Raw genomic sequence first — 26,424 nt, forward strand, 5'->3', positions numbered from 1 at the left:
GGGTTGGCTTCAGCCGTTCGGTGTTTCAGGCGAAAGATGCGCGCGTCCGCGCGGCACGCCAAGACCGGTGTCCGGCGGCTCGCCGGCGGCCGGCCTGTTCTCGATCATGTGCGTGGTGCGCCAGCGGCCGAAACGGTAGTAGGCAGCGGCCAGTACAAGCGAGCTGATCGAACCCACCGGGAAACTCCACCACAGCGCTTCCTCGCCGATCACGCCACGCATGAAATAGGCAAAGCCGGTGCGCACGATCAGCACCGAAATGACCAGGATGATCAGCGGCGGCATCACGGCACCCGTGGCTCGTACGGTGGCAAACAGCACGATGGTTATGCCGAACAGGATGAACGACCACGAGGCGACATTGTTGATGTGGACGGCGATGTCGATCGCAGCACTATCGCTGCTCAGGAACAGGCTCAGCACCGAACGGTCGAAAACCGACAGCACGGCAACCAGCGCGCCGGTCAGGACCAGGTTGAAGCCGACGCCGGAGGCGGCGATGCGGCCGATCCGGTCCCAGCGCCCGGCGCCGACATTTTGTGCCGCCATCGAGGACACCGCGGCGCCGATGGCGAGCGCCGGCATCTGGATGTAGGTCCACAGTTGGGCGGCGATGCCGTAAGCGGCCGCGACCTGCGAGCCGTTGGAGTTGACCATGCCCATCACTGTCAATGCAGCCGCGGAGATGACGATCATCTGCAGACCCATCGGCACGCCTTTGAAGACGACGATGCGCAGCAAGGTGGGATCGGGCCGCAGCAGAGCGAGGTTGGCGCCGGCCAGCCGCAGCGGATGCTTGCGCACATAGAGCACGATCAGGATGGCGATCACGCTTACCGTCTGGCCGATCAGCGTCGACGTGGCGGAGCCGGCGATACCGAGTTCGGGAAACGGCCCGATGCCGGCGATGAGCAATGGGTTGAGCACGATGTCGAGGACGACGGCCAGCGCCATGAAGAAGAAGGGCGTGCGTGAATCGCCGGCACCGCGCAGCACGGTCATGACGAAGGACAGAAGGTTCATCATCGGCACGGCGACGAAGATGATGCGCAGATAGGAGCGCGCCAGCGGCAAGGCATCGGCCGGTGTGCCGAGCGTGTTGAGAATGGCGTCGACCCAGATCCAGCCGCAGACCGCGAAGACAACCGAGACGAGGAAGAAGAACGTCGCGCTGGTGCCGACGATGCGGCGCGCCTCGGGCAGGTCGCGGGCACCGACCGACTGGGCCACCAGGATGGTGGCCGCCATGCCGATGCCGAACACAGTGCCGAGGATCAGGAACAGGACGAGGTTGGCGTTGGAGGTGGCGGTCAGCGCCGATTCGCCGAGGAAACGGCCGACCCAGACGGCGTTGATCGAACCGTTGAGCGACTGCAGCACGTTGGAGCCGAGCACCGGCAGGGCGAACAGCAGAAGCGTGCGCGGGATCGGGCCGCTGGTCAGGTCGCCGGTGCCCCGGCGCGCGGGCATTTTTTCGTCCATGGCGGGCAGCTCGGCGGATGGTGATTTGGATCCAGTCCACGATGATATCGCAGGCGGGACCGAGATGCACCCTTGCGAACGCGCCGCACGGCTGAAAGCCGCTGCCCCCCGTTCATATCAGCCGCTGCCCCAGCGGACGCGCCAAGCGCGCCCGTCCGTGCAGTGGTCGTTACTTCTTGGCCAGACCCGGCAGCGTGACCTGATAGACCAGGAACATGGTGTCGACATTGGCGCCGTCTTCCGCCTTGTAGGGCGCGCCGACCTGGAAACCGTCCTGGGCAAGGAAGTCGTTGTCGTTGGCGACGAACAGGAAGTAGTCGTCGGGCAGCTTCGCATCGAGCACGCTGACCACCGACATCGCCTCCCACTTCTCGGACAGGTTGTTCTTGTCGTTCGGCGCGCCATTGTGCAGGCCGAAGCGGCCGAGCTCGGCACTGTCGTTGATGTCGATGAATGGCGTCAGCTTGGCCGGTGTCACCGATGGGTCGACGACGCCCTTGGGGGCGACCGGCTTGTCAGCGGCATCGAAGGCGCTGTCGGCGATGTCGGTCGCGGTGGATAGGTCGACGACGTTGACCTGGCGATAGAGCGAGGCATCGCCCTTCAGGCCCTGGCCGTTGCCGCTGTCGCGCGCCAGCATCAGGAAGGTCTGATCCGACAGTGCCACGATCTCGCTCTGCGCGGCGACCTTGGTCTTGCCCTTGGCATCCTTGAACACCGGCAGCGGCACGACATACTCATGCGCCAGCTTGAGATGGCCGAGGTCGGATGCGTCGTAGACCAGGGCGCGGGTGTTCTGGCGCGTGGCGGGCGAATCGCCGCCGTCCTGCCTTGTCGCCGACTGCAGCACGGCGATCACGAACTTGCCGTCCGGCGTCAGTGCCATGCCTTCAAGGCCCTGGTTGTTCTGGCGGCCGGTTTCGGGATCCTTCGGATCGGGCTCGGCGGCACCGGGTCCCGGATTGTCCGAGGCGAAGTTCGGCGTGCCGTGGCGCATCGGCACGAGGGCGGCCGGTGGCTGGGTTGCCGACAGCAGATGCCCGTCGGCGGAAAACCGATAGATGTTCGGGCCGTATTCGTCGGAGATGAACATCGAACCATCGGGCAGCCGCACGATCGCCTCGTTGTCGAGCGCCAGCTTGCCATTGTCGGCTTGCGGCAGGATCGGCATGTCGCCGCTTGCCGCGCGCACGCCGTTGAGCGGGTCGAGGCCGGTGGCATCAGCGCCCTTGTCGTCGGTGAGCAGCATGGTGTCGGCGAGCGTCGCCTTGACGCCCGTCTGCTCCTGGCCGGCAGCGGGTGCGGCACCCAATGCGGTCGGCATGAATTCTATGCCGATGGTGTTGAGGCGCGGCCGGTAGTCGGTGGTGCCGACGACATTGTAGCCGCGGTCGGGCAGCAGCCAGAGCGAACCCTTGTAACCATCGGCGCCGTGCGTCCAGCCTGATGTGTCGATCGCCATGCCGGAGCCCGAGCCGAAGGTCTCGCCGAACTTGTCGCGCTGAGCGGCCGGGATGCGGCCGACACCGACCAGCCCCTTGTTGACGAGGCCGCCGACGGTCGCGGTGCTGTCGGCGAGCGCCGGCGTCAAGGCGGTGAACAAGGCCAGCGCGACGCCGAGCGACGCGGTTCGGTACAGGTGTTTCATGGATAATCCTCTTTGTGACGGATGTGCCGCGAGGCGCGACATCGATGATGCCGCGCAGGCCTCCCCGAAACGCGGTCTACGGCGCGAACATGATGCTTACGTGACAGCGCGCGGTGCATGCCGGCGGTCGACGAAAAACGATGCGCGCGCGCGGCACTAGACACTTATGTCCAGTGAATATATGCTCCAGCCTTCGGACTAACCGTGGAGGGGAAGCCTTGAAGTCGCACTACCGCGCAGTCGTCATCGGAGGTGGCGTGGTTGGAGCCTCGGTGCTCTATCACCTGACGCGGTTCGGCTGGAGGGATGTGGCGCTGATCGAGCGCGCCGAACTGACGGCCGGTTCGACGTGGCACGCGGCGGCAGGCTTCCATTCGCTCAACGCGGATCCCAACGTGGCGGCGCTGCAGGACTACACCATCAATCTCTACCGGGAGATCGAGGCCGAATCCGGCTGGGATATCGGCCTGCACATGAAGGGCGGCGTCAACATCGCCAGCGATCCCGCGCGCTGGGAGTGGCTGAAATCGGCCTGGGCGGTGTTCCAGTCGGTCGGCATCGAGACCGCTAGGTTGGTAACGCCCGATGAGATCAAGACGATCTGCCCGATCGTCGACGTCACCGGTGTGCTTGGCGGGCTGCATGATTCCAACGAAGGCCATCTCGACCCGTACGGCACGACGCATGCCTATGCGGGTGCTGCGAAGAAGCGCGGCGCCGACATCATCCTGCGCAACCGGGTCGTCGAGTTGAAGCCGCGCGCCGACGGTCGCTGGGATGTCATCACGGAGCAGGGCACCATCATCGCCGAGCATGTCGTCAATGCCGGCGGGCTGTGGGCAAAGCAGCTCGGCCGCATGGCCGGCGTCGACCTGCCGGTGACGCCGATGGAGCACCATTATTTCATCACTGAGGACATTCCCGAGATCGCGGCGCTGGACAGGGAAATCGGCATCGCCGTCGATCTCGATGGCTTTTCGTATCTCCGGCAGGAGCGCAAGGGCGTGCTGCTGGGCGTTTACGAGCAGAATCCGAAGCACTGGAACATGGATGGTGCGCCATGGGACTACGGCATCGAGCTGATCCCGGAAGACATCGATCGCATCAGCCCGGAACTCGCCAAGGCGCATGAGCGCTTCCCTTGCCTGGCGACTGCCGGCATCCGCAAATGGGTCAACGGTGCCTTCACCTTCACCCCGGACGGCAATCCGATTGTCGGGCCGGTGCGGGGGCTGAAGAATTACTGGGTCGCCTGCGGCGTCATGGCCGGTTTCAGCCAGGGCGGCGGCGTCGGCAAGTCGCTGGCCGAATGGATGATTTACGGCGAACCGCAGGCCGACATTTTTGGCATGGACATCGCCCGCTACGGCGCCTTCGCCGCCAACCGGGAATATCTCAAGCAGACCACGCGCCAGTTCTATTCGCGCCGCTTCGTCATGACCTTTCCCAATGAACGGCTGCCCGCCGGCCGGCCGCTGAAACGCCCCGGCGCCTATGACGGCATGACGGCCGCGGGATGCGAATGGACGGCTTCCTGGGGGCTGGAAATCCCGGCCTATTTCGCGCCGATGGGATTTGCCGAGAACACGACGCTGCGGCGCTCCAACGCCTTCGACATCGTCGGCGACGAGGCGCTGCAGGTGCGGCGCGCCGCCGGTCTCGTCGATATCTCGGCCTATTCGCGCTATGCGGTGGCGGGGCCAGGTGCGGAAGCCTGGCTCGACCGGCTGCTCGCCTGCAAGCTGCCGAAACCCGGACGGGCCGGCCTGGCGCCAATGCTCGGTCTTGACGGACGGCTGAAGGGCGACCTCACCGTCTTCAACTGGGGCGGCGGCAGCTATTGGCTGATGGGCTCCTACTATCTCCGGGAATTCCACATGCGCTGGTTCGAGAGCCATGCGGCTGAAGGCGTCACCGTCGCCGACCTGTCCGACACGATGAGCGGCTTTCTGCTGACCGGGCCGAACGCGCGCAAAATACTGGAGCGAACGACGCATCAGGATGTTTCCGGCGCAGCGCTGCCGTTCATGGCCTGCGGCGCATTTGATATCGGCATGGTGCAGGCACGTGTTGCGCGGCTGTCGATATCAGGCGAACTCGGCTTCGAAATCAGTTGCCCCGTGACCATGCATGCCACTCTGCGCGACACGCTGCTGGGCGCTGGCGAGGATCTGGGCCTTGCCGAAATCGGCTACTATGCGCTCAATGCGCTGCGGCTGGAGAAGAGCTTTGGCATCTGGTCGCGCGAATTCACGCAAGGCTACACGCCGGGCCAGACCGGTCTCGACCGGTTCATCGCTTTCGGCAAGAGCGACTTCATCGGCCGCGAAGCTGCCTTGAAACAGCGCGAGGCCGGTAGCGGCCAAAGCCTTGTGACCCTGGAAATCGATGCGTTCGACGCCGACGCCAGCGGCTTCGAGCCGGTCTGGTATCAGGGCCGACGCGTCGGCTTCGTCACGTCGGGCGGCTATGGCTATACGGTCGGCAAGAGCCTGGCGCTGGCGCTGGTCGACCGCGATGTTGCAGGCGAGGGCACCGCGCTCTCCGTAAATGTCGTGGGTGAGGAACGGCCGGCGCATGTCGTCGCGGCCTCGCCCTACGATCCCGAGGGCAAGGCAATGCGGCAATGAGGAGGATTTCCGATGGTCGATGACGCGGCACGGGATGGCAGGCGCGAACGCCGGCGTGGACGCACGGGCGAGGCCGGCAGCGAAAGCAGCCGCCGGCCGAATTACCATTCGCTGAAGAACCCGTTCCTGCCGCAGCCGATCTTTTCGGACGATCAGGTGGCCGCGATTCACGACACCGCGCTGCGGGTGCTGGAAGAGCTCGGCATCAAGGTGCTGCTGCCGCAGGCGCGTGAGCTTTTCGCCAGCGCCGGCGCGCTGGTCGATCCGGACACCGACATGGTGCGCATCGGGCGCGACATGGTGACGACGGCACTCGCCTCGGCGCCGAGATCGATCCACGCTCACGCCGGTTCGCGCGCCCGCGATCTGACGCTGGAGCTCGGCTCGATGACCTTCCTGGCCGGATGCGGGGCGCCGAACGTCACCGATCTCGAGCGCGGCCGGCGGCCGGGAACACTGGCGGATTTCGAGGATCTCATGCGGCTGGTGCAGCATTTCGACGTGCTGCATATGCTGGGGCCCTGCATCGAACCGCAGGATGTCGACAACCGCTTTCGGCACTATGCCGTCAACCGCGCGCAGCTGACGCTGTCGGACAAGTTTCCATTCGTCTTCGCGCGCGGCACGCCGCAAGTCCAGGACGGGTTCGAGATGCTTCGTCTGGCGCGCGGCCTGTCGCAGGACGAGTTTCTGGCAAATGCATATTGCTACACCGTCATCAACACCAACTCGCCGCGCCAGCTCGACATCCCGATGGCGCAAGGCATCATCGATTTCGCCCGCGCGGGCCAAATCTCCGTCATCACGCCGTTCTGCCTGGCAGGCGCCATGGCGCCGATCACGGTGGCCGGCGCGTTGACGCTGCAGCACGCCGAAGCGCTGGCCGGGCTGACGCTGGCGCAGATCGTGCGGCCGGGTGCGCCGGTCGTCTATGGCTCGTTCTCTTCCAATGTCGACATGAAATCCGGTGCGCCGGCCTTCGGTACGCCCGAGCATGTCAAGGCGACGCTGGGCGCCGGCCAGCTGGCGCGCTTCACCGGACTGCCGTGGCGGTCCGGCGGCGGCAGTGCCGCAAACATCTCGGATGCGCAGGCCGCGCACGAAACGCAGTTCGCGCTGTGGGGTTCGGTACTGGCTGGGGCGACGATGTGCATCCATGCCGCCGGCTGGCTGGAGGGCGGCCTCAGTGTCTCCTTCGAGAAGCTGATCACCGACATCGAGGCGCTGCAGACGGTGGCTGAACTCTGTGCCGTAACCCCGGGTGACAGCGATGCCATCGGTTTCGAGGCGATCGCCGAGGTGCAGCCGGGCGGCCATTTCTTCTCGGCCGGCCACACCATGGTGCGCTACCGCACCGCCTTCTACGAACCGCTGGTGGCCGACTGGTCGAATTTCGGCAATTGGACGCAAAGTGGGTCGAAGACGGCGAGCGAGCGCGCCACCGGCGTCTGGAGGCGGGTGCTTTCCGATTTCGCGCCGCCGGCAACGGCTGCCGCCACCGCCGGCGTGCTGGATGAGTTTATCGCGCGGCGCACGGCAGAGGGCGGAGCGGCGCCGGTGTCTTAAGGCCGGCTCTCGCTGATCGCCCTGGTTGTGGCGCGATCCGGAGCCTACAGCGCCTCCCGCGCATTCAAGGTTGCGGCCGGTGCACTGCGGCACCGGTGTGCTGTTTGAGGGGAGGACGACATCGGCGGTCCTGCTGCCACCATCAATCGCTGTCGCGTGCGACCAGCTCCAGCGGCCAGACCTCGCGGATGATCCGCGGCCCCTCCGGGCCGGCGAAGGCGGGAAGCGACGCCAGCAGCATTTCGGCGAGGCGTTGTCCCATTGGCTCCAGCGCCGGGCGGAAGGCGGTCAGCGCCGGGGAAAAATAGCGGCAGAGCGGCGTGTCGACGATGACGGTCACCGCCATGTCTTGACCCGGCCTGATGCCCATCTCGGCCAGCGCCTTGCAGCCGCCCAGCGCCATTGCGTCATTGTTGAAGATGATGGCGGTCGGCGGGGCCTTGGAGCGCATCACCTGAGGCGTCACCTCGTAGCCGCCGGCCTCGTTGATGAAGCCGGAGGCGATCAGCTCGGGGTCGATCTCGATGCCGTGCCGCTTTAGGGCCTTGCGGTAGCCGGCCAGGAACAAATAGCCGAAGTTGAGGTCGAGCGACGGACGGACGGCTGCGATGCGGCGGTGGCCGCGCGCCACCAGGCGGTCGACGGCGTCGGCGCCGGCCTTCTCGAAATCGAGGTCGAGGGAAGGATAGGACTTGGCCCCGGAGCGACTGCGGCCGAGCGTGGCGAAGGGAAAGCCGGCTTGCGTGAGATAGTCGATGCGCTCGTCCTCGCGCCGCGTCCAGGCCAGCAGCACCGCGTCGGCGCGGCGCGTTTCGACGACACGGCGCAGGCGCTCCTGCTGGTAGTCGCCTGGCGCCCCCATGACCACGGTCAGGTCGAGCCCGCTTTCGGCAAGCCTGGCCTGCAGCCCGATCAGGAATGGAATGAAGAACGGCTCACCATATTGCTGGTCACCGGGATGCGGCTGCAGCATGAAGGCGATCGAATGGGTGGCGCCTTGCCTCAGGCTGCGGCCGGACTGGTTCGGCGAATAGTTGAGCGTCCTGGCCGCCTCGAGCACGCGCTGGCGCGTGTCGGCATTTACATCGGCGCGACCGTTCAGCGCTCGCGACACCGTGCCGATCGATATGTTCAAGTGACGGGCAAGGTCGTGAATGCTGGATGCCAAGTGACTGTACTCCCCTTGCTTGGCTAGCACCGGTAGCCGCTCAGGCCAAGGCGACAGGACGATTTTCGCCAACGGCCAATTGACATTCTACGCCTTCGGGTGTGTTCTCGTAAACGTTTACGGAAAAACGTTTACGGTCCTGCCGTGGATGCCGTGACGATCGGTCTGGAGGGACCGAGCGGAGGAGGAGCGCTGGATGATCGATGTCGTCCTGGTCGGCTGCGGAGCGATGAGCAAGGCCTGGCTCGATGCCATCAGGCAGATCCGCGGGCTCACCCTTGTCGGCCTCGTGGATATCGATGCCGAGAGGGCACGGGCGAGGGCGCGCGAATACGATCTCACCAATGCCTTCATCGGCAGCAATCTCGACGCCGTGCTCGACCAGACCAAACCGCAAGCGGTGTTCGACGTGGTGGTTCCAGCCGCCCGGCGCGAAGTCGCTTTTTCCGCTTTTGCCCACAATTGCCATCTGCTGACGGAAAAGCCGCTCGCCGACAGTCGGGAAAATGCGCGCGCCATCGTCGAGGCCGCGCGCCGCGCCGCGCGCATCCATGCGGTCGTGCAGAACCGCCGCTATGTCGCCGATGTCAGGCGCATCCGCAGGTTCCTGGATTCCGGCGCCATTGGTACGCCGACCAGCATCCACGCCGACTTCTTCGTCGCGCCGCATTTCGGCGGCTTTCGCGAGGAGATGGCGCATGTGCTGCTGCTCGACATGGCGATCCACACCTTCGACGCCGCCCGCTACATGGTCGCCGGCGAGCCGGCCAATGTCTATTGCCAGGAATGGGAGCCGGCCAATTCCTGGTACCGGCAGGGATCGTCGGCCAGCGCCGTCTTCGATCTCGGCCGCGGCAAGGTCTTCACCTATGCCGGCAGCTGGTGCGCCGCCGGCTTCCGCACCAGTTGGGAAAGTACATGGCGCATCGTCGCCGAGCGCGGCAGCCTCATCTGGGACGGTCATGACGACCTGAGGGCAGAAGCAGTGATGCCGGGCCGCGACGGAATGTTCGACAAAACCCAGCCGATCGCGGTGCCGCCGCTCGATGCGTCCGATCGCGTCGGCGGCCATCTCGGCATTCTCCAGGATTTCGTGGACGCCATCGAGACCGGCACCGAGCCGGAAACGCGCGGCGCCGACAACATCAAGAGCCTGGCCATGGTTTTCGGCGCCATCGAAAGCGCCGAGACCGGCCGCCGCGTGACAATCGCAGAGGACGCACAATGACGCCGAACCCGCTTCTCGACATCCGGATCGGCACCATGGTGCGGGCCAATCTCGACGACCCGGCGGCTTACGTCAAACAGATCCTGCCGCTCGGCTTCGAGAGCATCCAACCCTTCTTCTGGCAGACGCTTGGCGGCAAGGACCTGCCGCTTCTCGCCGGCCAGATCCGCGAGGCGATCGGCGATGCCGACGTCACCGTGTCCTCGCTCGGCGTGTTCGGCAATCCGCTGGAAGACGGCGAGGTCGACCGCGGCGTGCTCAAGGCCTGGGAGACGGTGATCGACAACGCGCATCTGTTCGGCACCTCGATGGTCAGCGGCTTCACCGGCCGTCTGCGCGGCAAGCCTCTGCCGGACAGCCTGCCGCGCTTCAAGGAGGTCTGGGGACCGCTGGCCAAGCGCGCCGCCGACAAGGGCGTCCGCATCGCCTTCGAGAACTGCGCCATGGACGGCAACTGGGCCGCCGGCGACTGGAATATCGCCCACAATCCGGACGCCTGGGAGATGATGTTCAACGAAGTGCCGGACGACAATCTGGGCCTCGAATGGGAGCCCTGCCACCAGCTCGTCTATCTGATCGATCCGATGCCGCAGATCCGCAAATGGGCGCCGCGCATCTTCCATGTGCACGGCAAGGACGCGACGGTGCGTTGGGACGTGATCCGCGAGCATGGCGTGTTCGGCCGACTGCCCTTCGTGCAGATGCGCACGCCCGGTTTCGGCGACAGCGACTGGACCCGGGTGATCAGCGAATTGCGACTGGCCGACTACAAGGGGGCCATCGATATCGAAGGCTGGCACGACCCGGTCTATCGCGGCGACCTCGAGATCACCGGCCAGGTGCGGGCGCTGGAATATCTTAAGCAATGCCGGGGAGGGGCCAGCTACCTGCCGAACCCGATGTGAGGATCGGCCGGCGGGAGGAGCCGGCCGGGATGTCTGTAGCGCGCATTGCCGAAGCGAATGTCGAAACCCCTCGCTTGCGAGGACAAAAAGGGAGGATAAGTGCATGAGCATGACGATGAGAAGGACCGTTCTGCGCTCGACCGTCGTGGCCGCCGCCACGGTGCTTGCCGCTGCGATCTCCACCTTGCCCGCGCAGGCGCTCGACGCCAAATGGTGCAAGGATGTCCACATCCGCTTCTTCGTCGGCGGCGCCGAGGGCGACGCTTTCGGCACCATCGTCTATAATGGCGCCAAGCAGGCAGAGACCGATCTCGGGCCGAAGGTCGACTACATCTTCTCCCAGTGGGACATCGAAAAGATGGTGCAGCAACTGCGCGAGGCCATTGCGGTCAAGCCCAACGGCATCGCCATGATGGGCCACCCCGGCGACGCGTCGATCATGCCGCTCGCCAAACAGGCGCACAAGGACGGCATCAAGATGATGTACCAGAACGTGCCGGTGCCAACGGTGACGGCGGCGTTCGGCGGCGGCTATGTCGGCGCCCAGCAGGAGCAACAGGGCCGCGCGCTCGGCGCCGAGGCATTCAAGCTCGGCAAGCTGAAGGCCGGCGACAAGGCGATCATGATCGGCCCGTTCGAGAATGAGGCCCGCGGCGCGCGTGAGCGCGGCACGGTGGCGGCGCTCAAGGAGGCCGGCGTCGAGGTCATCCAGCTGTCCTCGCCGCCGAGCGGCGAATGGGCGTCCGATCCCAATCTGGCCATTCCGGTGATCACCGCGGCGCTGCTCAACAATCCCGACGTCAAGGCGGTCGGCTATCCCGGCGGGCAGATGCTCGGCAATGTCTCGACCTACATGCAGGCGGCGGGACGCAAGGCGGGCGAGATCTTCAATTTCGGCTTTGACACCAGTCCGCAGATCGTCGAGGGCTTCAAGGGCGGCTGGGTGCAATTGACCGCCGACCAGCAACCGTTCCTGCAGGGCTATCTGCCGATCCTCAGCCTCTGCCAGCAGGTGGTGCTGGGGCTGGCGCCGATGAATGTCGACACCGGCGCCGGCTTCGTCACGCCCGAAAATTACGAGATCGTCGCCGAGCTCGCCAAGCAGGCGCTGCGCTGACCTCCCAAGCCGCCGGCCGGGATCTCAGGCCCCGGCCGGTGGGACCGCTGGCGACGAAGCCGGCAAGCGACAATCAAAGCGAGGATCCGATGGCAGAACGCCTCATCGAACTGCGCGACATCAGCAAATCCTATGGCCAGGTCTATGCACTGGGCGGGGTCAATCTCAGCGTCGACCGCGGCGAGGTCGTCGGCCTGCTCGGCGACAATGGCGCCGGCAAGTCGACGCTGATCAAGATCCTCTCCGGCGTGGTCAAGCCGACCAGTGGCGAAATCCTCGTGCGCGGCAAGCCGGTGACCGGGTGGAGCGCCGCGCGTTCGCGCGAGGCCGGCATCGAGACGGTGTTCCAGGACCGGGCGCTGGCCGTGCAGCAGACCATCGTTCGCAACATCTTCATGGGCCGCGAGCTGACCGGATTCCTGGGCTTTCTCAGGGTCAACAAGGAGATCGAGGAGGCAAGCCGGCTGATGCGCGAGATCGGCTTCACCTCGAAAGTGTTCACGCCGCAGTCGATCGTCGGCCAGCTTTCGGGTGGCGAGCGCCAGGGCGTGGCGATCGCCCGCGCCATCTACAAGCAGGCGGAGTTGATCGTCCTCGACGAGCCGACGACGGCGTTGTCGCTGACCGAAACCGCCAAGGTGTTCCATTTCGTGCGCCAGGTGCGGGCGAGCGGCCGCTCGATCCTGTTCATCGGCCACAACATCCATCATGTCTTCGACATCGCCGACCGCTTCGTCGTGCTCGACCGCGGCAAGGTCGCACTGACGACCGACCGCAGCGAGGTCAAGTCGGCCGAAGATCTCATCAACTTCATGGAAGAGGTCGCGCATCCCGGCGGATTGGCCGGGCTGCACGATGCCGGCGACGCGGAGCAGAGAGCACGATGAGCAAGACCATGGAGCCCGACCTGCACGAGCCGTCCGCCGGCATTCCCCGCCCCAGTGCCCAGAAAGAGTGGAAACACCCATCCGATCACTGGATGCGCGGCTTCATCCTCGACAACCGTGCCGCGCTCGGCACGCTCGCCGTGTTCATCGTCATGATGGCGGTGTTCATGATCGCCAACCCGACCGTCTTCACCACCTGGTATCTCTACCGCTCGGTGCTGACGACGCTGCCGGTGGCGCTGTTCGTGGTGGTGCCGCTGGTGTTCGTCGTCACCTGCGGCGAGATCGACCTGTCGTTTCCGGCAACGATGGGCTTCGCCTCATGGGTCTTCGCGCTGGTCGTGCAGGCCGGCTACGATCCGTTTCTCGGCATCGCCGCGGCGCTCGTCACCGGCATGCTGCTCGGCTTCCTGGTAGGCTCGCTGGTGGTCTATGGCGGGCTGTCTTCACTGATCGCCACGCTCGGCATGAATTTCCTGCTGCGCGGCCTGATCCAGATCATCAACGAAGGCAAGTCGATGGCGCTGACCAGCCTCAGCGACAGCTGGGCCTACACGATCTTCTCAAGCCAGCTGCTGGGCATTCCGGTGCAGATCTTCTGGGCCATCGGTTTCGTCGTGCTGTCGGCGATGCTCTATAACCGCCATCGCTTCGGCGCGCAGGTGAGGGTGGTCGGCGACAACCCCGACAGCGCCCAGCAGATGGGCATCGACGTCAAGCGCGTGCGGGTGAAAGTGTTCGTCTTCGTCGGCATTGGTGCTGCGATCGCCGGCACCTTCTCGGTGATGATCAATTTCACCTGGTGGCCGACCGCCGGCGACGGCTATCTCCTGCCGGTGCTGGCCTCGGTGTTCGTCGGCGGCACGCCGACCTGGGGCGGCATCGGCACCGTGGTCGGCGGCGCCATCGGCGCCGTCACCGTGTCGTTCATCCAGACCGGTGTCGTGGCGGCAGGCCTGAGCGGCTTTTACGTCCAGTTCTTCAACGGCCTGATCATCATCCTGTCACTGCTGGGGCATAAGTGGAACCAGGCGCGGTATCGGTGAGGGGCTGTTTCGTTGGCGGACCGCATGCCTTGCGCGGACGCCCATCATTTCGTCATCCACGGGCGAAGCAAGGAGCGTAGCGACGCGGCGCAGACCCGAGGATCCATGCCGCGACTTAAAAGTACCGCTCCGGTTGTGGAATTCTGCTCCGCTGCATTTCTGGGCGAAGGTCGCGGCATGGATCCTCGGGTCTCCGCGACGTCGCTTCGCTCCTGCTCCGCCCGTGGATGACGAAGGTGGGGGCTTCCGCCAGAGAATGGTCGCTTGTAGGGCAAGCAACCGCTCACACCGCCGCGACGAACCCGTCCAGCACGCGCTTCTGGCCGGCCTTGTCGAAGTCGATGGTCAGCTTGTTGCCTTCGATGGCCGAGATGTTGCCGTTGCCGAATTTCTGGTGGAAGACGCGGTCGCCGACGTTGAAGGCGGATGGCGTGTCGGAGACGGATTTGGCGACCAGTTCGCCGTCGATGGTGCGGCCTTTGACCGAGGTGCGGCCGGCGCCGTAGCCGGAGTCGGTTTCGCCATAGCCGATGCGCTCGACCTGGTGGCCGGAGCGCGAGCCCCAGTTGCGGTCGGTCGCCTCGGTGCGGTTGGCCTGGGCGCGCTGCCAGCCCGGCGTCGCATAGGTGTTGGAGAAGGCGCCGGATTTTTCGGTGTCGGCGCCGACATTGTCGAAGCGCGAGGCGCCATAGGGGTTCTGCCGTCCTGCCCCCTGGCCGCCACGGCCGGAGGCAAAAGAACCGCCGCCGTAGGAATTGCCGTAGCCGCCGTAGCTGTTGCCGCTTTCGGCGACCTCGACATGGGCTTCCGGCAGTTCGTCGAGAAAGCGCGACGGGATGGTCGACTGCCACAGGCCGTGGATGCGGCGGTTGGAGACGAACCACAGATGCAGGTTCTTCTTGGCGCGGGTCAGGCCGACATAGGCGAGCCGGCGCTCTTCCTCCAGTCCGGAGCGGCCGCCTTCGTCCAGCGCGCGCTGATGCGGGAACAGGCCTTCTTCCCAGCCGGGCAGGAAGACGGTCTCGAATTCGAGGCCCTTGGCCGAATGCAGCGTCATGATCGAGACGGCGTCGAGCCCGGCGTTCTGCTCAGCGTCCATGACCAATGCGACATGCTCGAGGAAGGAGCGCAGCGATTCATACTCCTCCATCGAGCGGATCAGCTCTTTCAGGTTCTCCAGCCGGCCGGGCGCTTCGACCGAGCGGTCGTTCTTCCACATGTCGGTGTAGCCGCTCTCTTCGAGAATGGTCTCGGCGAGTTCGGTGTGCGGCGTGGTTTCCAGCGCCTTCTGCCAGCGTTCGAAATTGGCCGCGACTTCGCGCAAGGCGGCGCGGGGCTTCGGCTTCAACTCGTCGCTTTCGGCCAGCTTGGCGGCGGCTTCCAGCATTGGGATGCGCAGCGCGCGGGCCGTGTCGTGGATCTGGCGGATGGTGGCTTCACCAAGGCCGCGCTTGGGCACATTGACGATGCGCTCGAAGGCGAGGTCGTCGGCGCCTTGCGCCACCACGCGGAAGAAGGCCAGCGCATCGCGGATCTCCATGCGTTCATAGAAGCGCGGACCGCCGATGACGCGGTAGTTGAGGCCGAGCGTGACGAAGCGGTCCTCAAACTCGCGCATCTGGAAGGAGGCGCGGACCAGGATCGCCATGTCGTTGAGATTGTGCTTTTGCCGCTGGTAGGTCTCGATCGTCTCGCCGACGGCGCGGGCTTCCTCCTCGGAATCCCAGGCGGCGTGGACATGCACCTTGCCGTCCTCGGGATCGTTGCGGTCGGTGAACAGCGTCTTGCCGAAGCGGCCCTCATTGTGGGCTATGAGGTGGGAGGCGGCCCCCAGTATGTGCGCGGTCGAGCGGTAGTTGCGCTCCAGCCGGATGATGGTGGCGCCGGGAAAATCCTTGTCGAAGCGCAGGATGTTGTCGACCTCGGCGCCGCGCCAGCCATAGATGGATTGGTCGTCGTCGCCGACGCAGCAGATGTTGACTTTGTTGTCGCTCACGGCCGCGCGCTCGCTTCGTTCGCTGGCCTCCGCGGGGGCGGCCTGGCCGGCCGACGCCCGGTCGGGCTTGCGGCCTTCGGCCGATCGCAGGTCCGTCGATGTCGACGCGCGCCCGGAATCGGGCCTCTGCGCCAAAAGCCGCAGCCACATGTACTGCGCGGTGTTGGTGTCCTGGTACTCGTCGACGAGGATGTATTTGAAGCGCTTGTGGTATTCCTTCAGCACGTCCGGATTGGCGCGGAAGATGCGGATCGGGTGGCAGAGCAGGTCGCCGAAATCGCAGGCGTTCAGCGTCTTCAGCCTCTCCTGATAGGCCTTGTAGAGCTCGCGGCCCTTGCCGTTGGCGAAGGCGCGGGCGTCGCCCTCGGCGATGTCGGCCGGGCCTTGCCCCTTGTTCTTCCAGCCGTCGATCATCTGGGCGAACTGCTTGGCCGGCCAGCGCTTGTCGTCCAGACCTTCGGCCTGGATCAGCTGCTTGATCAGCCGCACGACGTCGTCGGTGTCGAGGATGGTGAAGTCGGAGCGCAAACCGGCGAGTTCGGCATGGCGGCGAAGCAGCTTGACGCCAATCGAGTGGAAGGTGCCGAGCCATGGCATACCCTCGACATCGCCTTCGCCGATCAGCACGCCGATGCGGATCTTCATCTCGCGCGCGGCTTTGTTGGTGAAGGTTACCGCGAGGATCTGCGACGGGAACGCCTTGCCGGTGGCGAGGATGTGGGCGATGCGCGTGGTGAGCACGCGGGTCTTGCCGGTACCGGCACCGGCCAGCACCAGAACCGGCCCCTCCGTTGTTTCAACAGCTAGCCGCTGCTCCGGGTTGAGGCCCTTCAGATAGTCGGGTGCGTTGTTGTGTCCGCTGCGGGCAGCCATGGCGCGCGCGGCGATGCCCGACGGGGCCGTGGGCCGCGCATTGGGTTCGTCGAAAAAGGGCATGTCTTCGGAAAAGCCGGACATTGCCCCGAATGTAGTGATTCGGTGGGGAAAGACCAGAACTGTCTACGTTTTGTTCCGCTAAAGTGCCCGATTGCTGCCCCGCGCTCCCACTGCGGTCGATGTTATCCCAATTGCGATGGACCATTGCGGCTTGCGCTTGAGGCCCGTGCTTGACAGGCGGGACCGTCAGGAGAAAGTTGTGCTTCGGGCAGCGACGCAATGCCGGGTTGCCATGGCCGCGCCGCGAAGCGCAACAGTCGAAGGAGTATCATCTTGGCTGTCACCATCACCTCCCTCATTCTTTTCCTCATCGGCCTGGCACTCGGCGGCGGCGGCATCCGCCTGGCGATGCTGGGCGGCAGCTGGTACTATGTCATTGCCGGCCTTGCCTTCCTGATCGCCGCCTGGCTGCTCTACCGGCGCAGGTCCACCGCACTGTGGCTCTACGCGGTGATCGTGCTCGGCACGCTGGCCTGGGCGGTCTGGGAAACCGGCTTCGACTGGTGGGAACTCGGACCGCGCGGCGGCATCATCGTGCTTCTCGCTTTGTGGCTGCTGACGCCATGGGCGAGGCGGGGTCTTGCCGGCCCTGACGGGCGCGCACCGCTGATCCTTGCCGTGCTGGCATCACTGGCTGTCGCCGGTTATTCGATGACCTCAGATCCGAAGGACATTGCCGGCGAACTCGGCACCGACAAGGTGGTCGCCAACGCCAATCTCGGCAATGATGTGCCGGCCGGCGAGTGGCACTATTACGGCCGCACGCAGTTCGGCCAGCGCTATTCGCCGCTCGACCAGATCACACCGGACAATGTCGCCAAGCTGCAGCCTGCCTGGACCTACCAGACCGGCGATGTGAAGGGTCCCGACGATGTCGGCGAGACCACCTATCAGGTGACGCCGCTGAAGATCGGCGACACGCTCTACATCTGCACGCCGCATAATTTCGCCATCGCCATCGATGCCGCGAGCGGCAAGGAGAAATGGCGCTTCGATCCCAAGGTCAAGCTCGACAAGGACCGCCAGCACCAGACCTGCCGCGGCGTGGCCTATTACGCCGATGCCGCCGGCGCCGCCGGGCAGCCCTGTGCGACCCGCGTCTACCTGCCGACCTCGGATGCGCGGCTGATCGCGCTCGACGCCGCCAACGGGCAGGTCTGCCCGGCTTTTGCCGAGGGCGGCACGCTGAACCTTCTGACCAACATGCCCTATCCGAAGTCGGGCTATTACTACTCGACCTCGGCCCCGCTGATATCAGGCGGCAAGATCATCGTCGGCGGCGCGGTCAACGACAATTATTCGACGCAGGAGCCGTCCGGCGTCATCCGCGCCTACGACGCTGCCACCGGCGCGCTGGTGTGGAACTGGGATTCCGGCAATCCGGACCAGACGACGCCGCTGCCGGCCGGCCAGACCTATACCGCCAACTCGCCCAACATGTGGTCGACGCCGAGCGCCGACGAGAAGCTCGGCCTGCTCTACGTGCCGCTCGGCAACCAGACGCCGGACCAGCTCGGCGCCGGGCGCAGCGCGGTCGACGACTATCTGCGCGCCTACGACCTGACATCGGGCAAGCAGCTGTGGCAGGCGCGGCTGCCGGCCGGCGGGCAATCGACGCCGATGACCTATACGGTCGCCGACGGCCGCCAGTTCGTGGTCATCGTCGCCGGCGGCCACGGTTCAGTCGGCACCAAGCCTGGGGACTATGTGATGGCCTACGCGCTGCCGAAGTAGGGGCGACAGGGTAACGCGATCTTTCAGAGGTCGCGCCGCCCCTCATCTGTGCCGGTGTCTTTTCCCGTATAGTGACGGGGAAAAGTGCCCGACTGGGCGATGAGGGGCGGGAAATCTTCCGATCGGCCCGTTCTCGATCAGCCGATCCCCAGATGACCCTTCAGGCTGGGCACCGAGCCGAGCACCGTGTTGGTCAGGTCGGGGCCGGCGGCGGCTTCGGCCTGCTGGATCAGCGTCGCGCCGGCCTTCTGGATCTGCGCCATGTCGAGCCCGGATGCCTTGAGCGCGGCGACGCCGTTGATCAGCGCGCCGGCCTTCTCGCCGAGAACGCCGCCAAGCGCCCCCTGCAACGACGACAGAAAACCGCCACCGCCGGCCGGAGCGGCAGCCATGACGTCATATTGATGGGCGAGGTCGTCGGCGCCGGGGATCTTGGCGAAGAACGCCGAGACGCTTGTGCCTTCCGCCTCGTGTTCGAGCACCGAGAAAATGGTGCCGACGACTTTCTCCGTCGTCGTCTGGTCGAGGCCGGCCTTCTGCGAAACGGTGTTGACGATGTCCTGGACGTTCATAGCGTCACCTCAACCCTGGGTTTTCGCGTTGCGGTTCCGCTCAGTGCGGACCCTGATCAACGATGGTCTGCCTGCACTCGCAACCATCGAGCGCAGGGCCAAAGCGGCACTCGCCGCAAGGACGAGCGCGCTGGCGAGGATCGGGGAAGGCATGGTCATGGTCATCGCTTCCTTCTGGGTTTGACGTGTAGGCACGCGGTCAAGATACCGTCGATAGCCACCTTCCCTCACGATTGTGGCAGCGCCAGCAGGATTTATCGCCAATGACCAAAAAGTGATGACACGGCCGTGCATGGCACCGGCTTTACTGCCGGGACGCGGCCAGCGGCCTACGCCCTGAGGCAATCGGCGGCCGCGATGAGTGCTCGACTGGACCATGCCGGCTTGGTCCCTATGTAGCTGGCAATTAAAGCCCGAAGCAGAGGACCCGATCCATGACGAAACCCGACGCCAAGCCCGCCATCACCCAGGCGATGATCGACGCCTATGACGAATATACGCATCTGACGCTCGATCGCCGCCGGTTCATGGAGCAGTTGACCCGGCTTGCCGGATCGGGTGCGGCGGCCGCCGCGATCGCCCCGCTTCTGGCGGCAAATTCGGCGCAAGCGGCTGTTGTCGCCGACAACGATCCGCGGGTGAAGGGCGAGGACATCAGCTATCCCGGCGGCAGCGGCGAAATGAAGGGCTATCTGGTCAAGCCGGTGGACAAGGCGGGCAAGCTCGGCACGGTGATCGTCGTGCATGAGAACAGGGGGCTCAACCCGCATATCCGCGATGTGACGCGACGCGTGGCGCTGGAGGGGTTCGTGGCGCTGGCGCCGGATTTTCTGTCGCCGCTCGGCGGAACGCCAACCGATGAAGACAAGGCGCGCGACATGTTCGCCAAGCTCGATCCGGCGCAGACCATCGCCGACGGTGTTGCGACCGTCGCTTTCCTCAAGAGCGACAAGGACGGCAACGGCAAGGTCGGCGCCATCGGCTTCTGCTGGGGTGGCGGCACGGTCAACATGCTGGCCATCAACGCCCCCGATCTCAGTGCCGGCGTTGCCTATTACGGCATGCAGCCGAAGGCCGCCGATATGTCCAAGATCAAGGCGGCCTTGCTGCTGCACTATGGCGGACTGGACGAGCGCATCAATGCCGGCATCGACGCCTTCAAGAAGGAACTCGACGCGGCGCATGTCGAATACACGGTCTATGTCTATGAAGGCGCCAACCATGCCTTCAACAACGACACGTCGGCAGCGCGCTACGACAAGAAGGCGGCCGACCTGGCCTGGGGCAGAACGATCGCCTTCCTCAAGCAGAAACTGGCATAGGGGCGTCCGTCTAATCCGTGTTCGCCGGCTTGTGGAAGGCGACGCCGGCGGCCACAAGCGCAATGCCGAGGCAATCGGTAAAGCTTGGAATCTGGCGCAGCACGACGACGCCGATCAGCGTCGCGGTGACGGGCAGCAGCGACAGCATCAGCGCGAAGCTCGCGCGTGGCAGCCGCGACATGGCGAGCTGGTCGCAGATGTAGGGGATAACCGACGAGCAGATGCCGACGCCGATGGCGGCGAGCAGCAGCGGCGGCGAGAAAAAGGCCGGCAGCGCATCGGTGAAGCCGATCGGCAGCACGACCACGAAAGCGATCGCCATGGCGGCACCCAGGCCGGCAATGCCGCTGCCTGCGCCTGACGCGGCGACGCGGTGGCCGAGCACGATGTAGCCGACAAACAGCGCGCCGTTGAGGAAGGCCCAGAACAGCCCGATGGGATCATCGGACCATTTGACGTCGATGAGCAGCAAGGTGCCGGTCACCGCGACGGCAAGGGCGGCAAGATTGCGCGGGCTCCTGAGGCCGACCACCGCGACGCCGATGGTGCCGACGAATTCGATCGCCGCCACCAGCGAGATCGGTAGGCGGTCGAGCGCCAGGTAGAACGAACAGTTCATCACCGCCAGACAGGCGCCGAAGGCCAGCAACAGCAGCCTTGTCGAGAGATCGGCGCGGGCGAGGCTTCGCCATGGGCGGGTCAGGGGTGCGAAGATGAGTGCTGCCGTGGCGATACGCAGCCACGCCATGCCGAGCACGCCGACATGCGGGAAAAGCAGGACGGCGAATGCCGGCCCGAGATAGTGGAAGACGGCGCTGACGCCGAACCAGACATGCGGCGGCAGTTTTTCCGTCAGCCTGGCGAGGGTGGAGCTGGCAGGGACAGGGTCTGCCGCGAGAGCTTGCGTTTGATCGACCATCGGATCAGTATCGCAGGCGGATTTGCCCATTTATATGGGAGATGATTGGTTCTTCCGGCTATCTTTCTCCCGGAAGCAAGGAGTTTTCCATGAAACGCCTTCGAACTGAAAGTGCCGATCTCGATGTCGCGGATATGAAGATCCTGCGTCTGCTGGAGAAGGACGCGCGCACCAGCACGGCGGAGCTGGCACGCTCGGTTGGCCTGTCGGCGCCGAGCGTGGCAGAGCGCATCAAGCGGCTGCAGGAAAGCGGCGTCATCGAGGCCTATTCGGTCAGGATCAACCCGGCGGCACTCGGCCTGCCGATGTCGGCATGGCTGCGCATCCGTCCGGTGCCGGGACAACTGGCCGTTGTGGCCGAAATCATCCGCGAACTGCCGGAGATCGTGCAGTGCGACCGCGTAACCGGAGAGGATTGTTTCGTCGCGCTGGCGCATGTCGGCTCGGTGGCCGACCTCGAGCGGGTGATCGACCGCATCATTCCTTATGCGATGACCAATACGGCGATCATCCAGTCGTCGCCGGTGGTGGCGCGCTCGGCCCTGGCGGCGTTGAGGCGCCAGGCTTGACGTACAGGGAGAGGACCTATGCGTGGCCGCGCTTCATGCGCGCCTGCTTCAGGATGGCGCGCCAGCGGATCATGTCGAACGGGATCGGCTCGTTGTTGTTGGCGATGTGGAAGATCTCGTTGTTGACGTTCTTGAGCGAGCGCCAGAAATCATAGTCGGTGATGCGCGGATCGGCAGCCAGCCTGTCCACCTCGACCTTGATGTCGGTTTTCATGCACTTTCCTCGAACCGGCGCCGCGCCGCCCGTGTCGCTACCTCGATGCGGATCGTTTTCGACCGACCCGCTGAGTCGCGCAACGGCTCAAATGGCTTGTTCCCGTTAAAACCTTGGTAAGGTTAACGTGGGCGCCGCGCTGCTTCAAGCACTGCTGCCGGCCGATGGGAGGGTTCTGCGATTTTAGATTGCCGGTGTGGCTTTGAAGCCGGAAACGAGAAGTATCGGCTTCGCCCTATTTGCGTTTGATGCCGATCGAGCGGCCGGCCCGTTCCGGCATCGGCAGTGCCGAATGGGCGGCGCGCATGGCTTCGACCCTGGCCAGCACATCGGCGGGGAAGGGCGCCACCTTCGGCCCGGACATGTCGACATGCAGCGACAGCGATTCGGACGTCGCGGCCAGCCAGCCGTCGACATGGCGGATTTCCTGATAGGCCCGCAGCCGCTTGTCGTCGTGGTCGATGAGCTGGAATGAGACCGTGACCTTATGCTCGAGGTGCAGCTCCTGCACGTAGCAGACATGGACTTCGGCCGTGTAGATGGTGAGGCGACGATCCCTGGCATAGTTCGGTCCCATGCCCATTGCCTCGAAGGCATCGTCCGAGCAGCGGTCGAACAGCACGTTGTAATAGGCCATGTTGAGATGGCCGTTGTAGTCGATCCAGTCCTTCTCGATGTCCATGGGTTTTGAGACGAAGGGAGTGGGGATGGGCATCGAAACTTCCTTGTTCTGGTGCTGGACAGAGCGTGGCTCCGGAGACTACGCATCCATAGACGCATAACAAGCGTGGACGCTGGTCCATTCGCGGAGGAATTCATGGCTCTGAGCGACCTCAACCCGGTCGAACGCAACGAGGAGGGCATCGCCGCTGTGCTCGGCATCCTCAAGCAGCAGCTTGGCGAGCGATTCCAGACCGGCCAAGCCATCCGCTCGCAGCACGCGCACACCACCACCTATATTCCGACGCAGGCGCCGGACGGCGTCGCGTTTCCCGAGACGGCCGCCGAGGTGCAGGAGATCGTGCGGGCCTGTGCCGCGCACCGCGTGCCGGTGATCGCCTTCGGCGTCGGCTCCTCGCTGGAGGGTCACACCAACGCACCGGGCGGCGGCATATCGGTCGACACGTCGCGCATGAACCGCATCCTGGCGGTCAATCCGCAGGACCTCGACTGTACGGTCGAACCCGGCGTCACCCGCGAGGACCTTAATCGGCATCTGCGCGACACCGGCCTGTTCTTTCCGATCGATCCGGGCGCCAATGCCTCGCTCGGCGGCATGGCGGCGACGCGGGCGTCCGGCACCAATGCCGTGCGCTACGGCACGATGCGCGAGAACGTGCTGTCGCTGACCGCCGTGATGGCCGACGGCGAGACGGTGACGACCGGCAAGCGCGCGAAAAAGAGCTCGGCCGGCTATGATCTGACGCGGCTGCTGGTCGGCTCGGAAGGCACGCTCGGCATCATCACCTCGCTGACCTTGAAGCTGCAAGGCATCCCGCAGGCGATCTCTGGCGGCGTCTGCCCGTTTCCGAGCGTCGAGGCGGCCTGCAACGCGGTCATCGCGACGATCCAGATGGGCATCCCGGTGGCGCGCATCGAACTGGTCAACGCGCTGCAGATGCGGGCGATGAAGAACTATTCGAAGCTCGACTATCCCGAAAGCCCCTGCCTGTTCGTCGAGTTTCACGGCAGCGATGCCGGCGTTGCCGAACAGGCCGAGACCTTTGGCATGATCGCGGAAGAGAATGGCGGCGGGCCGTTCCTGTGGACCAGCGTCGCCGAGGAGCGCACCAAACTGTGGAAGGCCAGGCATGACGCCTACTGGTCGTCGCTGACGCTACGGCCAGGCGCCAAGGGGCTGTCGACCGATGTCTGCGTGCCGATCTCGCGCTTTGCCGAATGCGTCATGGAGACCGAAGCCGACATTGTCGAGATGGGCCTGATCGCGCCGATCGTCGGTCATGCGGGCGACGGCAATTTTCACGTTCTGGTGCTGATGGATGTGAATGATCCGAAGGAGATCGCACTGTCGGAAAAGTTCGTCGCGCGGCTCAACATGCGGGCGATCGCCATGGACGGCACCTGCACCGGCGAGCACGGCATCGGCCAGGGCAAGATCGGCTTCCTGCGCCATGAACTCGGCCACGGCGTCGACATCATGCGCACGATCAAGCAGGCGCTGGATCCGCTCGATATCATGAACCCGGGCAAGATATTGCCGGGCGCCGGGAAATAGAGGAATAGCCTCAAGCAGACACTGCTGCCGATCGACGTAGCCACTATGGCCCGCTGGCGCGCCGCGAAGCATCAGGCGGCCAAGGCCTCTTTCGAGGATTGGCAACATCTAAAAGATAACGGTGATCTAGGTAATAATCACACGAGGTGGCCGAGATGCAAAAAGAAACGCGAAAACGGAAGAAGCCAAAGACCACAACGGAGTCCGATGACTGCGTTGTTCATGATCATCCGGTTCCGCCGGAGGAAATCAGGCGATATAGCCCAGTTCGTGACGCGGATGCCGAACAAGATATCGCAAACTACGTCGCGGGTCAGGCGCAAGATGAAGCAGTGAAGCATGTTGAACGTGTGAAAAAGGAATATGTGCTGGGGGAAGCGTATGAAATTTGGGATGTCACCACAGATAAAAATCGTTGGTGGGTGATCACGAATCTGACGAATTTGTATTCGCAACGATATTTTCCAAGTCTCGACTACACACTTTCATTTCATATCGGATTGATGACGCGCCTTCGGAGCCGCGAGGGAAGGCCGGACCCCGATCATCCTAACCCGTTCGACGAAGTGCTACGCAGACAGGAGCAGGCATTCAGCCGCTTGGAAAGTGCCGTAGAGGCAGAGGATCTGCAAGCTGTAGGCATGCAATTGCGGGAATGCCTTCTCGCCCTCATTACCGCGGTGAAACGACGAGTTGATCTCACGGGCGTCGCGGAGCAACCTCAAGCGGCCAATTTCAAAGCCTGGAGTGAAGTGCTGGTGGGGCTCTTGTGTCCTGGCGGCAGCAACAAAGAGTTGAGAAGCTATTTGAAGGCTATGGCGGATGACACATGGACACTCGTGAATTGGCTGACCCATCACACGAACGCCACTGAAATGGCCGCATCAATCGCGGTACACGCCACCGATACTCTCGTTGGGCATTTCGTGCAGGTGGCCATGCGAGTTGGGGCAGGCGCAATCAGTCAGTGTCCGCAATGTTCCTCGCGAAATATCCGTTCCCATTTCGACATCCGGATCGAGCCGGATGGGGATTATTACAGTACATGCGGTTCTTGCGGTTGGAGCAACCATCCCGGAGGGCGAGAATAGCGCGCCCATGCCGCAGCCGAAACGGCGTTAAGAAAGATTGATGGGAAGGCGCCGCCCAAATTTAATTGATCTAGCGCGAGGCCTGCCTCTCCCGTGGACCCTCGACAAGAGCCTGCAGGATCGGGCGGGTTGGCGCGAAGAACGTTGTGCCGGTCTGCGGCGTCGAGAAATCGAGCAGGCGGTCGTAGGCGCCCGGCGGGTCGCCGATATACATGCGCTGCAGCATTTTTTCGATGACCCAAAGATATCTGGAATAGCCGATGAAGTAGGTCCCGAACTCGTTTTGTCCGGGCCTGCCGAACGGCATGTTGTCGCGCAATATGTCGTACTCGTTGCCATCGGCATCCTCGATGGTGGCCAGCGACTTGTGTGATTTGCGCGGCGCGTCGTCATCGTCGATTTCGATGTTGTCGATCTTGGTGCGGCCGATGATCGCTTCCTGCTCGGGCGTCGGAATGCGCGCCCAGGCCTGCATGTCGTGCAGATATTTCTGGACGACGACATAGCTGCCGCCAGCGAAGTCGGCGTCTTCATCGCCGACGAGCGCAGAGGCGGGCAAATCGAGGCCGGTCGGGTTGGCGGTGCCGTCGATGAAGCCGAGCAGGTCGCGCGCATCGAAATAGCGAAAGCCGGAAACCTCGTCGACGACGCTCACGCCGTCGCCGAGATTGTCGAGCAGAATGCGCTCGAACTCGAAGCACATGTCGGGGCGTTCGGAGCGGATGTGGAAGAGAAGATCGCCAGCGGTCGAGGGCGCCGAATGAACGGATCCCTTGATCGGCGCAAACGGTTTCAGTTCCAGCGGCCGCCGATCTGGAGAAAGACGATCCCAGAGATCGCGGCCGATGCCGGCAATGCACGAAAGCCGCCCGGAAAGATCGCGGAACCCGACGGTTTTGACGAGATCGTCGAGCCCACCAAGCACGGAGGCCACCTTGGCGAGCGCGGTCTGCTCGCCGGCGACGGTGACGACAAGAAAGACCGCCGAAAGCGACAGCGGAGCGTCGACGCTTTGCGCGTCGATCGGCACGCGATCCCAGTTCTTCCCAGACATCCGAATTCTCCGCTTCGCCGGGATTTGTTTCAGATCGCCCGAGATCACGCAACTGCGGATGAGACATCGCGCAACACTGGATGAATTGCCTCTTTATCGACACG

At 64.4% G+C, this 26,424-nt stretch carries 21 protein-coding genes; 12 read left to right on the forward strand and 9 right to left on the reverse strand.

Going from position 1 to position 26,424, the window contains the following annotated elements; translation table 11 throughout:
* Positions 1-9: 9 nt before the first annotated feature.
* Both NKI66_RS25410 and NKI66_RS25415 read right to left on the reverse strand, forming a co-directional pair.
* Positions 10-1,482 (reverse strand): MATE family efflux transporter, encoded by a 1,473-nt coding sequence (locus tag NKI66_RS25410; protein WP_128303511.1) that lies wholly within the window; start codon positions 1,480-1,482, stop codon positions 10-12.
* Positions 1,483-1,651: 169 nt separating this feature from the next.
* On the reverse strand, positions 1,652-3,130 hold the full coding sequence (locus NKI66_RS25415) for an esterase-like activity of phytase family protein (protein WP_352753408.1): 1,479 nt from the start codon (positions 3,128-3,130) through the stop codon (positions 1,652-1,654).
* 218 nt (positions 3,131-3,348) lie between these two features.
* On the opposite strand from NKI66_RS25415, the gene NKI66_RS25420 reads away from it, so the two are divergent.
* Together NKI66_RS25420 and NKI66_RS25425 are read left to right on the forward strand one after the other, a co-directional pair.
* A complete protein-coding gene (locus tag NKI66_RS25420; protein WP_128303513.1) occupies positions 3,349-5,760 on the forward strand; it encodes a GcvT family protein in 2,412 nt (803 codons plus the stop codon).
* 12 nt (positions 5,761-5,772) lie between these two features.
* On the forward strand, positions 5,773-7,326 hold the full coding sequence (locus tag NKI66_RS25425; RefSeq protein WP_128303514.1) for a trimethylamine methyltransferase family protein: 1,554 nt from the start codon (positions 5,773-5,775) through the stop codon (positions 7,324-7,326).
* 142 nt (positions 7,327-7,468) lie between these two features.
* Here the strand turns inward: NKI66_RS25425 and NKI66_RS25430 are convergent, their stop codons facing one another.
* Entirely contained in the window at positions 7,469-8,494 is a 1,026-nt protein-coding gene (locus NKI66_RS25430; protein WP_128303515.1) for a LacI family DNA-binding transcriptional regulator, read from the reverse strand.
* Positions 8,495-8,690: 196 nt separating this feature from the next.
* On the opposite strand from NKI66_RS25430, the gene NKI66_RS25435 reads away from it, so the two are divergent.
* The 5 genes from NKI66_RS25435 (at position 8,691) to NKI66_RS25455 (ending at position 13,677) form a co-directional block, all read left to right on the forward strand.
* Complete coding sequence (locus NKI66_RS25435; RefSeq protein ID WP_023813113.1) at positions 8,691-9,722, forward strand: Gfo/Idh/MocA family protein; 1,032 nt, start codon at positions 8,691-8,693, stop codon at positions 9,720-9,722.
* Positions 9,719-10,627 carry a sugar phosphate isomerase/epimerase family protein gene (locus NKI66_RS25440; protein WP_352722477.1) on the forward strand — a complete coding sequence of 303 codons (909 nt, stop codon included), beginning with the start codon at positions 9,719-9,721 and terminating at the stop codon, positions 10,625-10,627. Before NKI66_RS25435 ends, NKI66_RS25440 begins: the two co-directional genes overlap by 4 nt.
* A gap of 103 nt (positions 10,628-10,730) precedes the next feature.
* Positions 10,731-11,744: a substrate-binding domain-containing protein gene (locus NKI66_RS25445; protein WP_023813111.1), complete on the forward strand. Its 1,014-nt coding sequence runs from the start codon at positions 10,731-10,733 to the stop codon at positions 11,742-11,744.
* Positions 11,745-11,833: 89 nt separating this feature from the next.
* Positions 11,834-12,631 (forward strand): ATP-binding cassette domain-containing protein, encoded by a 798-nt coding sequence (locus NKI66_RS25450; RefSeq protein ID WP_023813110.1) that lies wholly within the window; start codon positions 11,834-11,836, stop codon positions 12,629-12,631.
* Positions 12,628-13,677, forward strand: coding sequence for an ABC transporter permease (locus tag NKI66_RS25455; RefSeq protein ID WP_023813109.1), 1,050 nt, complete (start codon positions 12,628-12,630; stop codon positions 13,675-13,677). Before NKI66_RS25450 ends, NKI66_RS25455 begins: the two co-directional genes overlap by 4 nt.
* A gap of 283 nt (positions 13,678-13,960) precedes the next feature.
* On the opposite strand, the gene NKI66_RS25460 is transcribed toward NKI66_RS25455, so the two are convergent.
* Positions 13,961-16,630: an ATP-dependent helicase gene (locus tag NKI66_RS25460; RefSeq protein ID WP_023813108.1), complete on the reverse strand. Its 2,670-nt coding sequence runs from the start codon at positions 16,628-16,630 to the stop codon at positions 13,961-13,963.
* Positions 16,631-16,882: 252 nt separating this feature from the next.
* On the opposite strand from NKI66_RS25460, the gene NKI66_RS25465 reads away from it, so the two are divergent.
* Entirely contained in the window at positions 16,883-18,343 is a 1,461-nt protein-coding gene (locus tag NKI66_RS25465; RefSeq protein ID WP_352753412.1) for an outer membrane protein assembly factor BamB family protein, read from the forward strand.
* A gap of 137 nt (positions 18,344-18,480) precedes the next feature.
* Here the strand turns inward: NKI66_RS25465 and NKI66_RS25470 are convergent, their stop codons facing one another.
* The gene (locus tag NKI66_RS25470) at positions 18,481-18,915 is read right to left on the reverse strand and encodes a hypothetical protein (protein ID WP_023813106.1); all 435 of its coding nucleotides are present in this window, start codon (positions 18,913-18,915) and stop codon (positions 18,481-18,483) included.
* A 434-nt stretch (positions 18,916-19,349) separates the two neighbouring features.
* On the opposite strand from NKI66_RS25470, the gene NKI66_RS25475 reads away from it, so the two are divergent.
* Positions 19,350-20,237: a dienelactone hydrolase family protein gene (locus NKI66_RS25475; RefSeq protein WP_023813104.1), complete on the forward strand. Its 888-nt coding sequence runs from the start codon at positions 19,350-19,352 to the stop codon at positions 20,235-20,237.
* A gap of 10 nt (positions 20,238-20,247) precedes the next feature.
* Here the strand turns inward: NKI66_RS25475 and NKI66_RS25480 are convergent, their stop codons facing one another.
* Complete coding sequence (locus NKI66_RS25480) at positions 20,248-21,156, reverse strand: EamA family transporter (protein WP_023813103.1); 909 nt, start codon at positions 21,154-21,156, stop codon at positions 20,248-20,250.
* A gap of 89 nt (positions 21,157-21,245) precedes the next feature.
* Between NKI66_RS25480 and NKI66_RS25485 the strand changes: the two genes are divergently transcribed.
* Entirely contained in the window at positions 21,246-21,725 is a 480-nt protein-coding gene (locus NKI66_RS25485; protein WP_023813102.1) for an Lrp/AsnC family transcriptional regulator, read from the forward strand.
* A gap of 16 nt (positions 21,726-21,741) precedes the next feature.
* Here the strand turns inward: NKI66_RS25485 and NKI66_RS25490 are convergent, their stop codons facing one another.
* Positions 21,742-21,939 carry a hypothetical protein gene (locus NKI66_RS25490; RefSeq protein ID WP_013531006.1) on the reverse strand — a complete coding sequence of 66 codons (198 nt, stop codon included), beginning with the start codon at positions 21,937-21,939 and terminating at the stop codon, positions 21,742-21,744.
* 235 nt (positions 21,940-22,174) lie between these two features.
* Entirely contained in the window at positions 22,175-22,654 is a 480-nt protein-coding gene (locus NKI66_RS25495; RefSeq protein WP_023813101.1) for a thioesterase family protein, read from the reverse strand.
* Between the two features lie 102 nt (positions 22,655-22,756).
* Here NKI66_RS25495 and NKI66_RS25500 point away from each other — a divergent pair, with 102 nt between their 5' ends.
* The gene (locus NKI66_RS25500) at positions 22,757-24,175 is read left to right on the forward strand and encodes an FAD-binding oxidoreductase (protein WP_023813100.1); all 1,419 of its coding nucleotides are present in this window, start codon (positions 22,757-22,759) and stop codon (positions 24,173-24,175) included.
* A 155-nt stretch (positions 24,176-24,330) separates the two neighbouring features.
* Positions 24,331-25,266 carry a hypothetical protein gene (locus tag NKI66_RS25505; RefSeq protein ID WP_023813099.1) on the forward strand — a complete coding sequence of 312 codons (936 nt, stop codon included), beginning with the start codon at positions 24,331-24,333 and terminating at the stop codon, positions 25,264-25,266.
* 70 nt (positions 25,267-25,336) lie between these two features.
* On the opposite strand, the gene NKI66_RS25510 is transcribed toward NKI66_RS25505, so the two are convergent.
* Positions 25,337-26,320 (reverse strand): Dyp-type peroxidase, encoded by a 984-nt coding sequence (locus NKI66_RS25510; protein ID WP_023813098.1) that lies wholly within the window; start codon positions 26,318-26,320, stop codon positions 25,337-25,339.
* Between the last annotated feature and the right edge of the window lie 104 nt (positions 26,321-26,424).

The sequence above is a fragment of the Mesorhizobium sp. M0518 genome, assembly GCF_040321125.1.
Lineage (GTDB): Bacteria > Pseudomonadota > Alphaproteobacteria > Rhizobiales > Rhizobiaceae > Mesorhizobium.

Bases quoted from the DNA above. Each gene is read 5' to 3' on its own strand.
- NKI66_RS25410 (WP_128303511.1), bottom strand. From the start codon at position 1,482: ATGGACGAAAAAATGCCCGCGCGCCGGGGCACCGGCGACCTGACCAGC.
- NKI66_RS25415 (WP_352753408.1), bottom strand. From the start codon at position 3,130: ATGAAACACCTGTACCGAACCGCGTCGCTCGGCGTCGCGCTGGCCTTG.
- NKI66_RS25425 (WP_128303514.1), top strand. From the start codon at position 5,773: ATGGTCGATGACGCGGCACGGGATGGCAGGCGCGAACGCCGGCGTGGA.
- NKI66_RS25435 (WP_023813113.1), top strand. From the start codon at position 8,691: ATGATCGATGTCGTCCTGGTCGGCTGCGGAGCGATGAGCAAGGCCTGG.
- NKI66_RS25440 (WP_352722477.1), top strand. From the start codon at position 9,719: ATGACGCCGAACCCGCTTCTCGACATCCGGATCGGCACCATGGTGCGG.
- NKI66_RS25445 (WP_023813111.1), top strand. From the start codon at position 10,731: ATGAGCATGACGATGAGAAGGACCGTTCTGCGCTCGACCGTCGTGGCC.
- NKI66_RS25450 (WP_023813110.1), top strand. From the start codon at position 11,834: ATGGCAGAACGCCTCATCGAACTGCGCGACATCAGCAAATCCTATGGC.
- NKI66_RS25455 (WP_023813109.1), top strand. From the start codon at position 12,628: ATGAGCAAGACCATGGAGCCCGACCTGCACGAGCCGTCCGCCGGCATT.
- NKI66_RS25460 (WP_023813108.1), bottom strand. From the start codon at position 16,630: ATGTCCGGCTTTTCCGAAGACATGCCCTTTTTCGACGAACCCAATGCG.
- NKI66_RS25470 (WP_023813106.1), bottom strand. From the start codon at position 18,915: ATGAACGTCCAGGACATCGTCAACACCGTTTCGCAGAAGGCCGGCCTC.
- NKI66_RS25475 (WP_023813104.1), top strand. From the start codon at position 19,350: ATGACGAAACCCGACGCCAAGCCCGCCATCACCCAGGCGATGATCGAC.
- NKI66_RS25480 (WP_023813103.1), bottom strand. From the start codon at position 21,156: ATGGTCGATCAAACGCAAGCTCTCGCGGCAGACCCTGTCCCTGCCAGC.
- NKI66_RS25485 (WP_023813102.1), top strand. From the start codon at position 21,246: ATGAAACGCCTTCGAACTGAAAGTGCCGATCTCGATGTCGCGGATATG.
- NKI66_RS25490 (WP_013531006.1), bottom strand. From the start codon at position 21,939: ATGAAAACCGACATCAAGGTCGAGGTGGACAGGCTGGCTGCCGATCCG.
- NKI66_RS25495 (WP_023813101.1), bottom strand. From the start codon at position 22,654: ATGCCCATCCCCACTCCCTTCGTCTCAAAACCCATGGACATCGAGAAG.
- NKI66_RS25500 (WP_023813100.1), top strand. From the start codon at position 22,757: ATGGCTCTGAGCGACCTCAACCCGGTCGAACGCAACGAGGAGGGCATC.
- NKI66_RS25505 (WP_023813099.1), top strand. From the start codon at position 24,331: ATGCAAAAAGAAACGCGAAAACGGAAGAAGCCAAAGACCACAACGGAG.
- NKI66_RS25510 (WP_023813098.1), bottom strand. From the start codon at position 26,320: ATGTCTGGGAAGAACTGGGATCGCGTGCCGATCGACGCGCAAAGCGTC.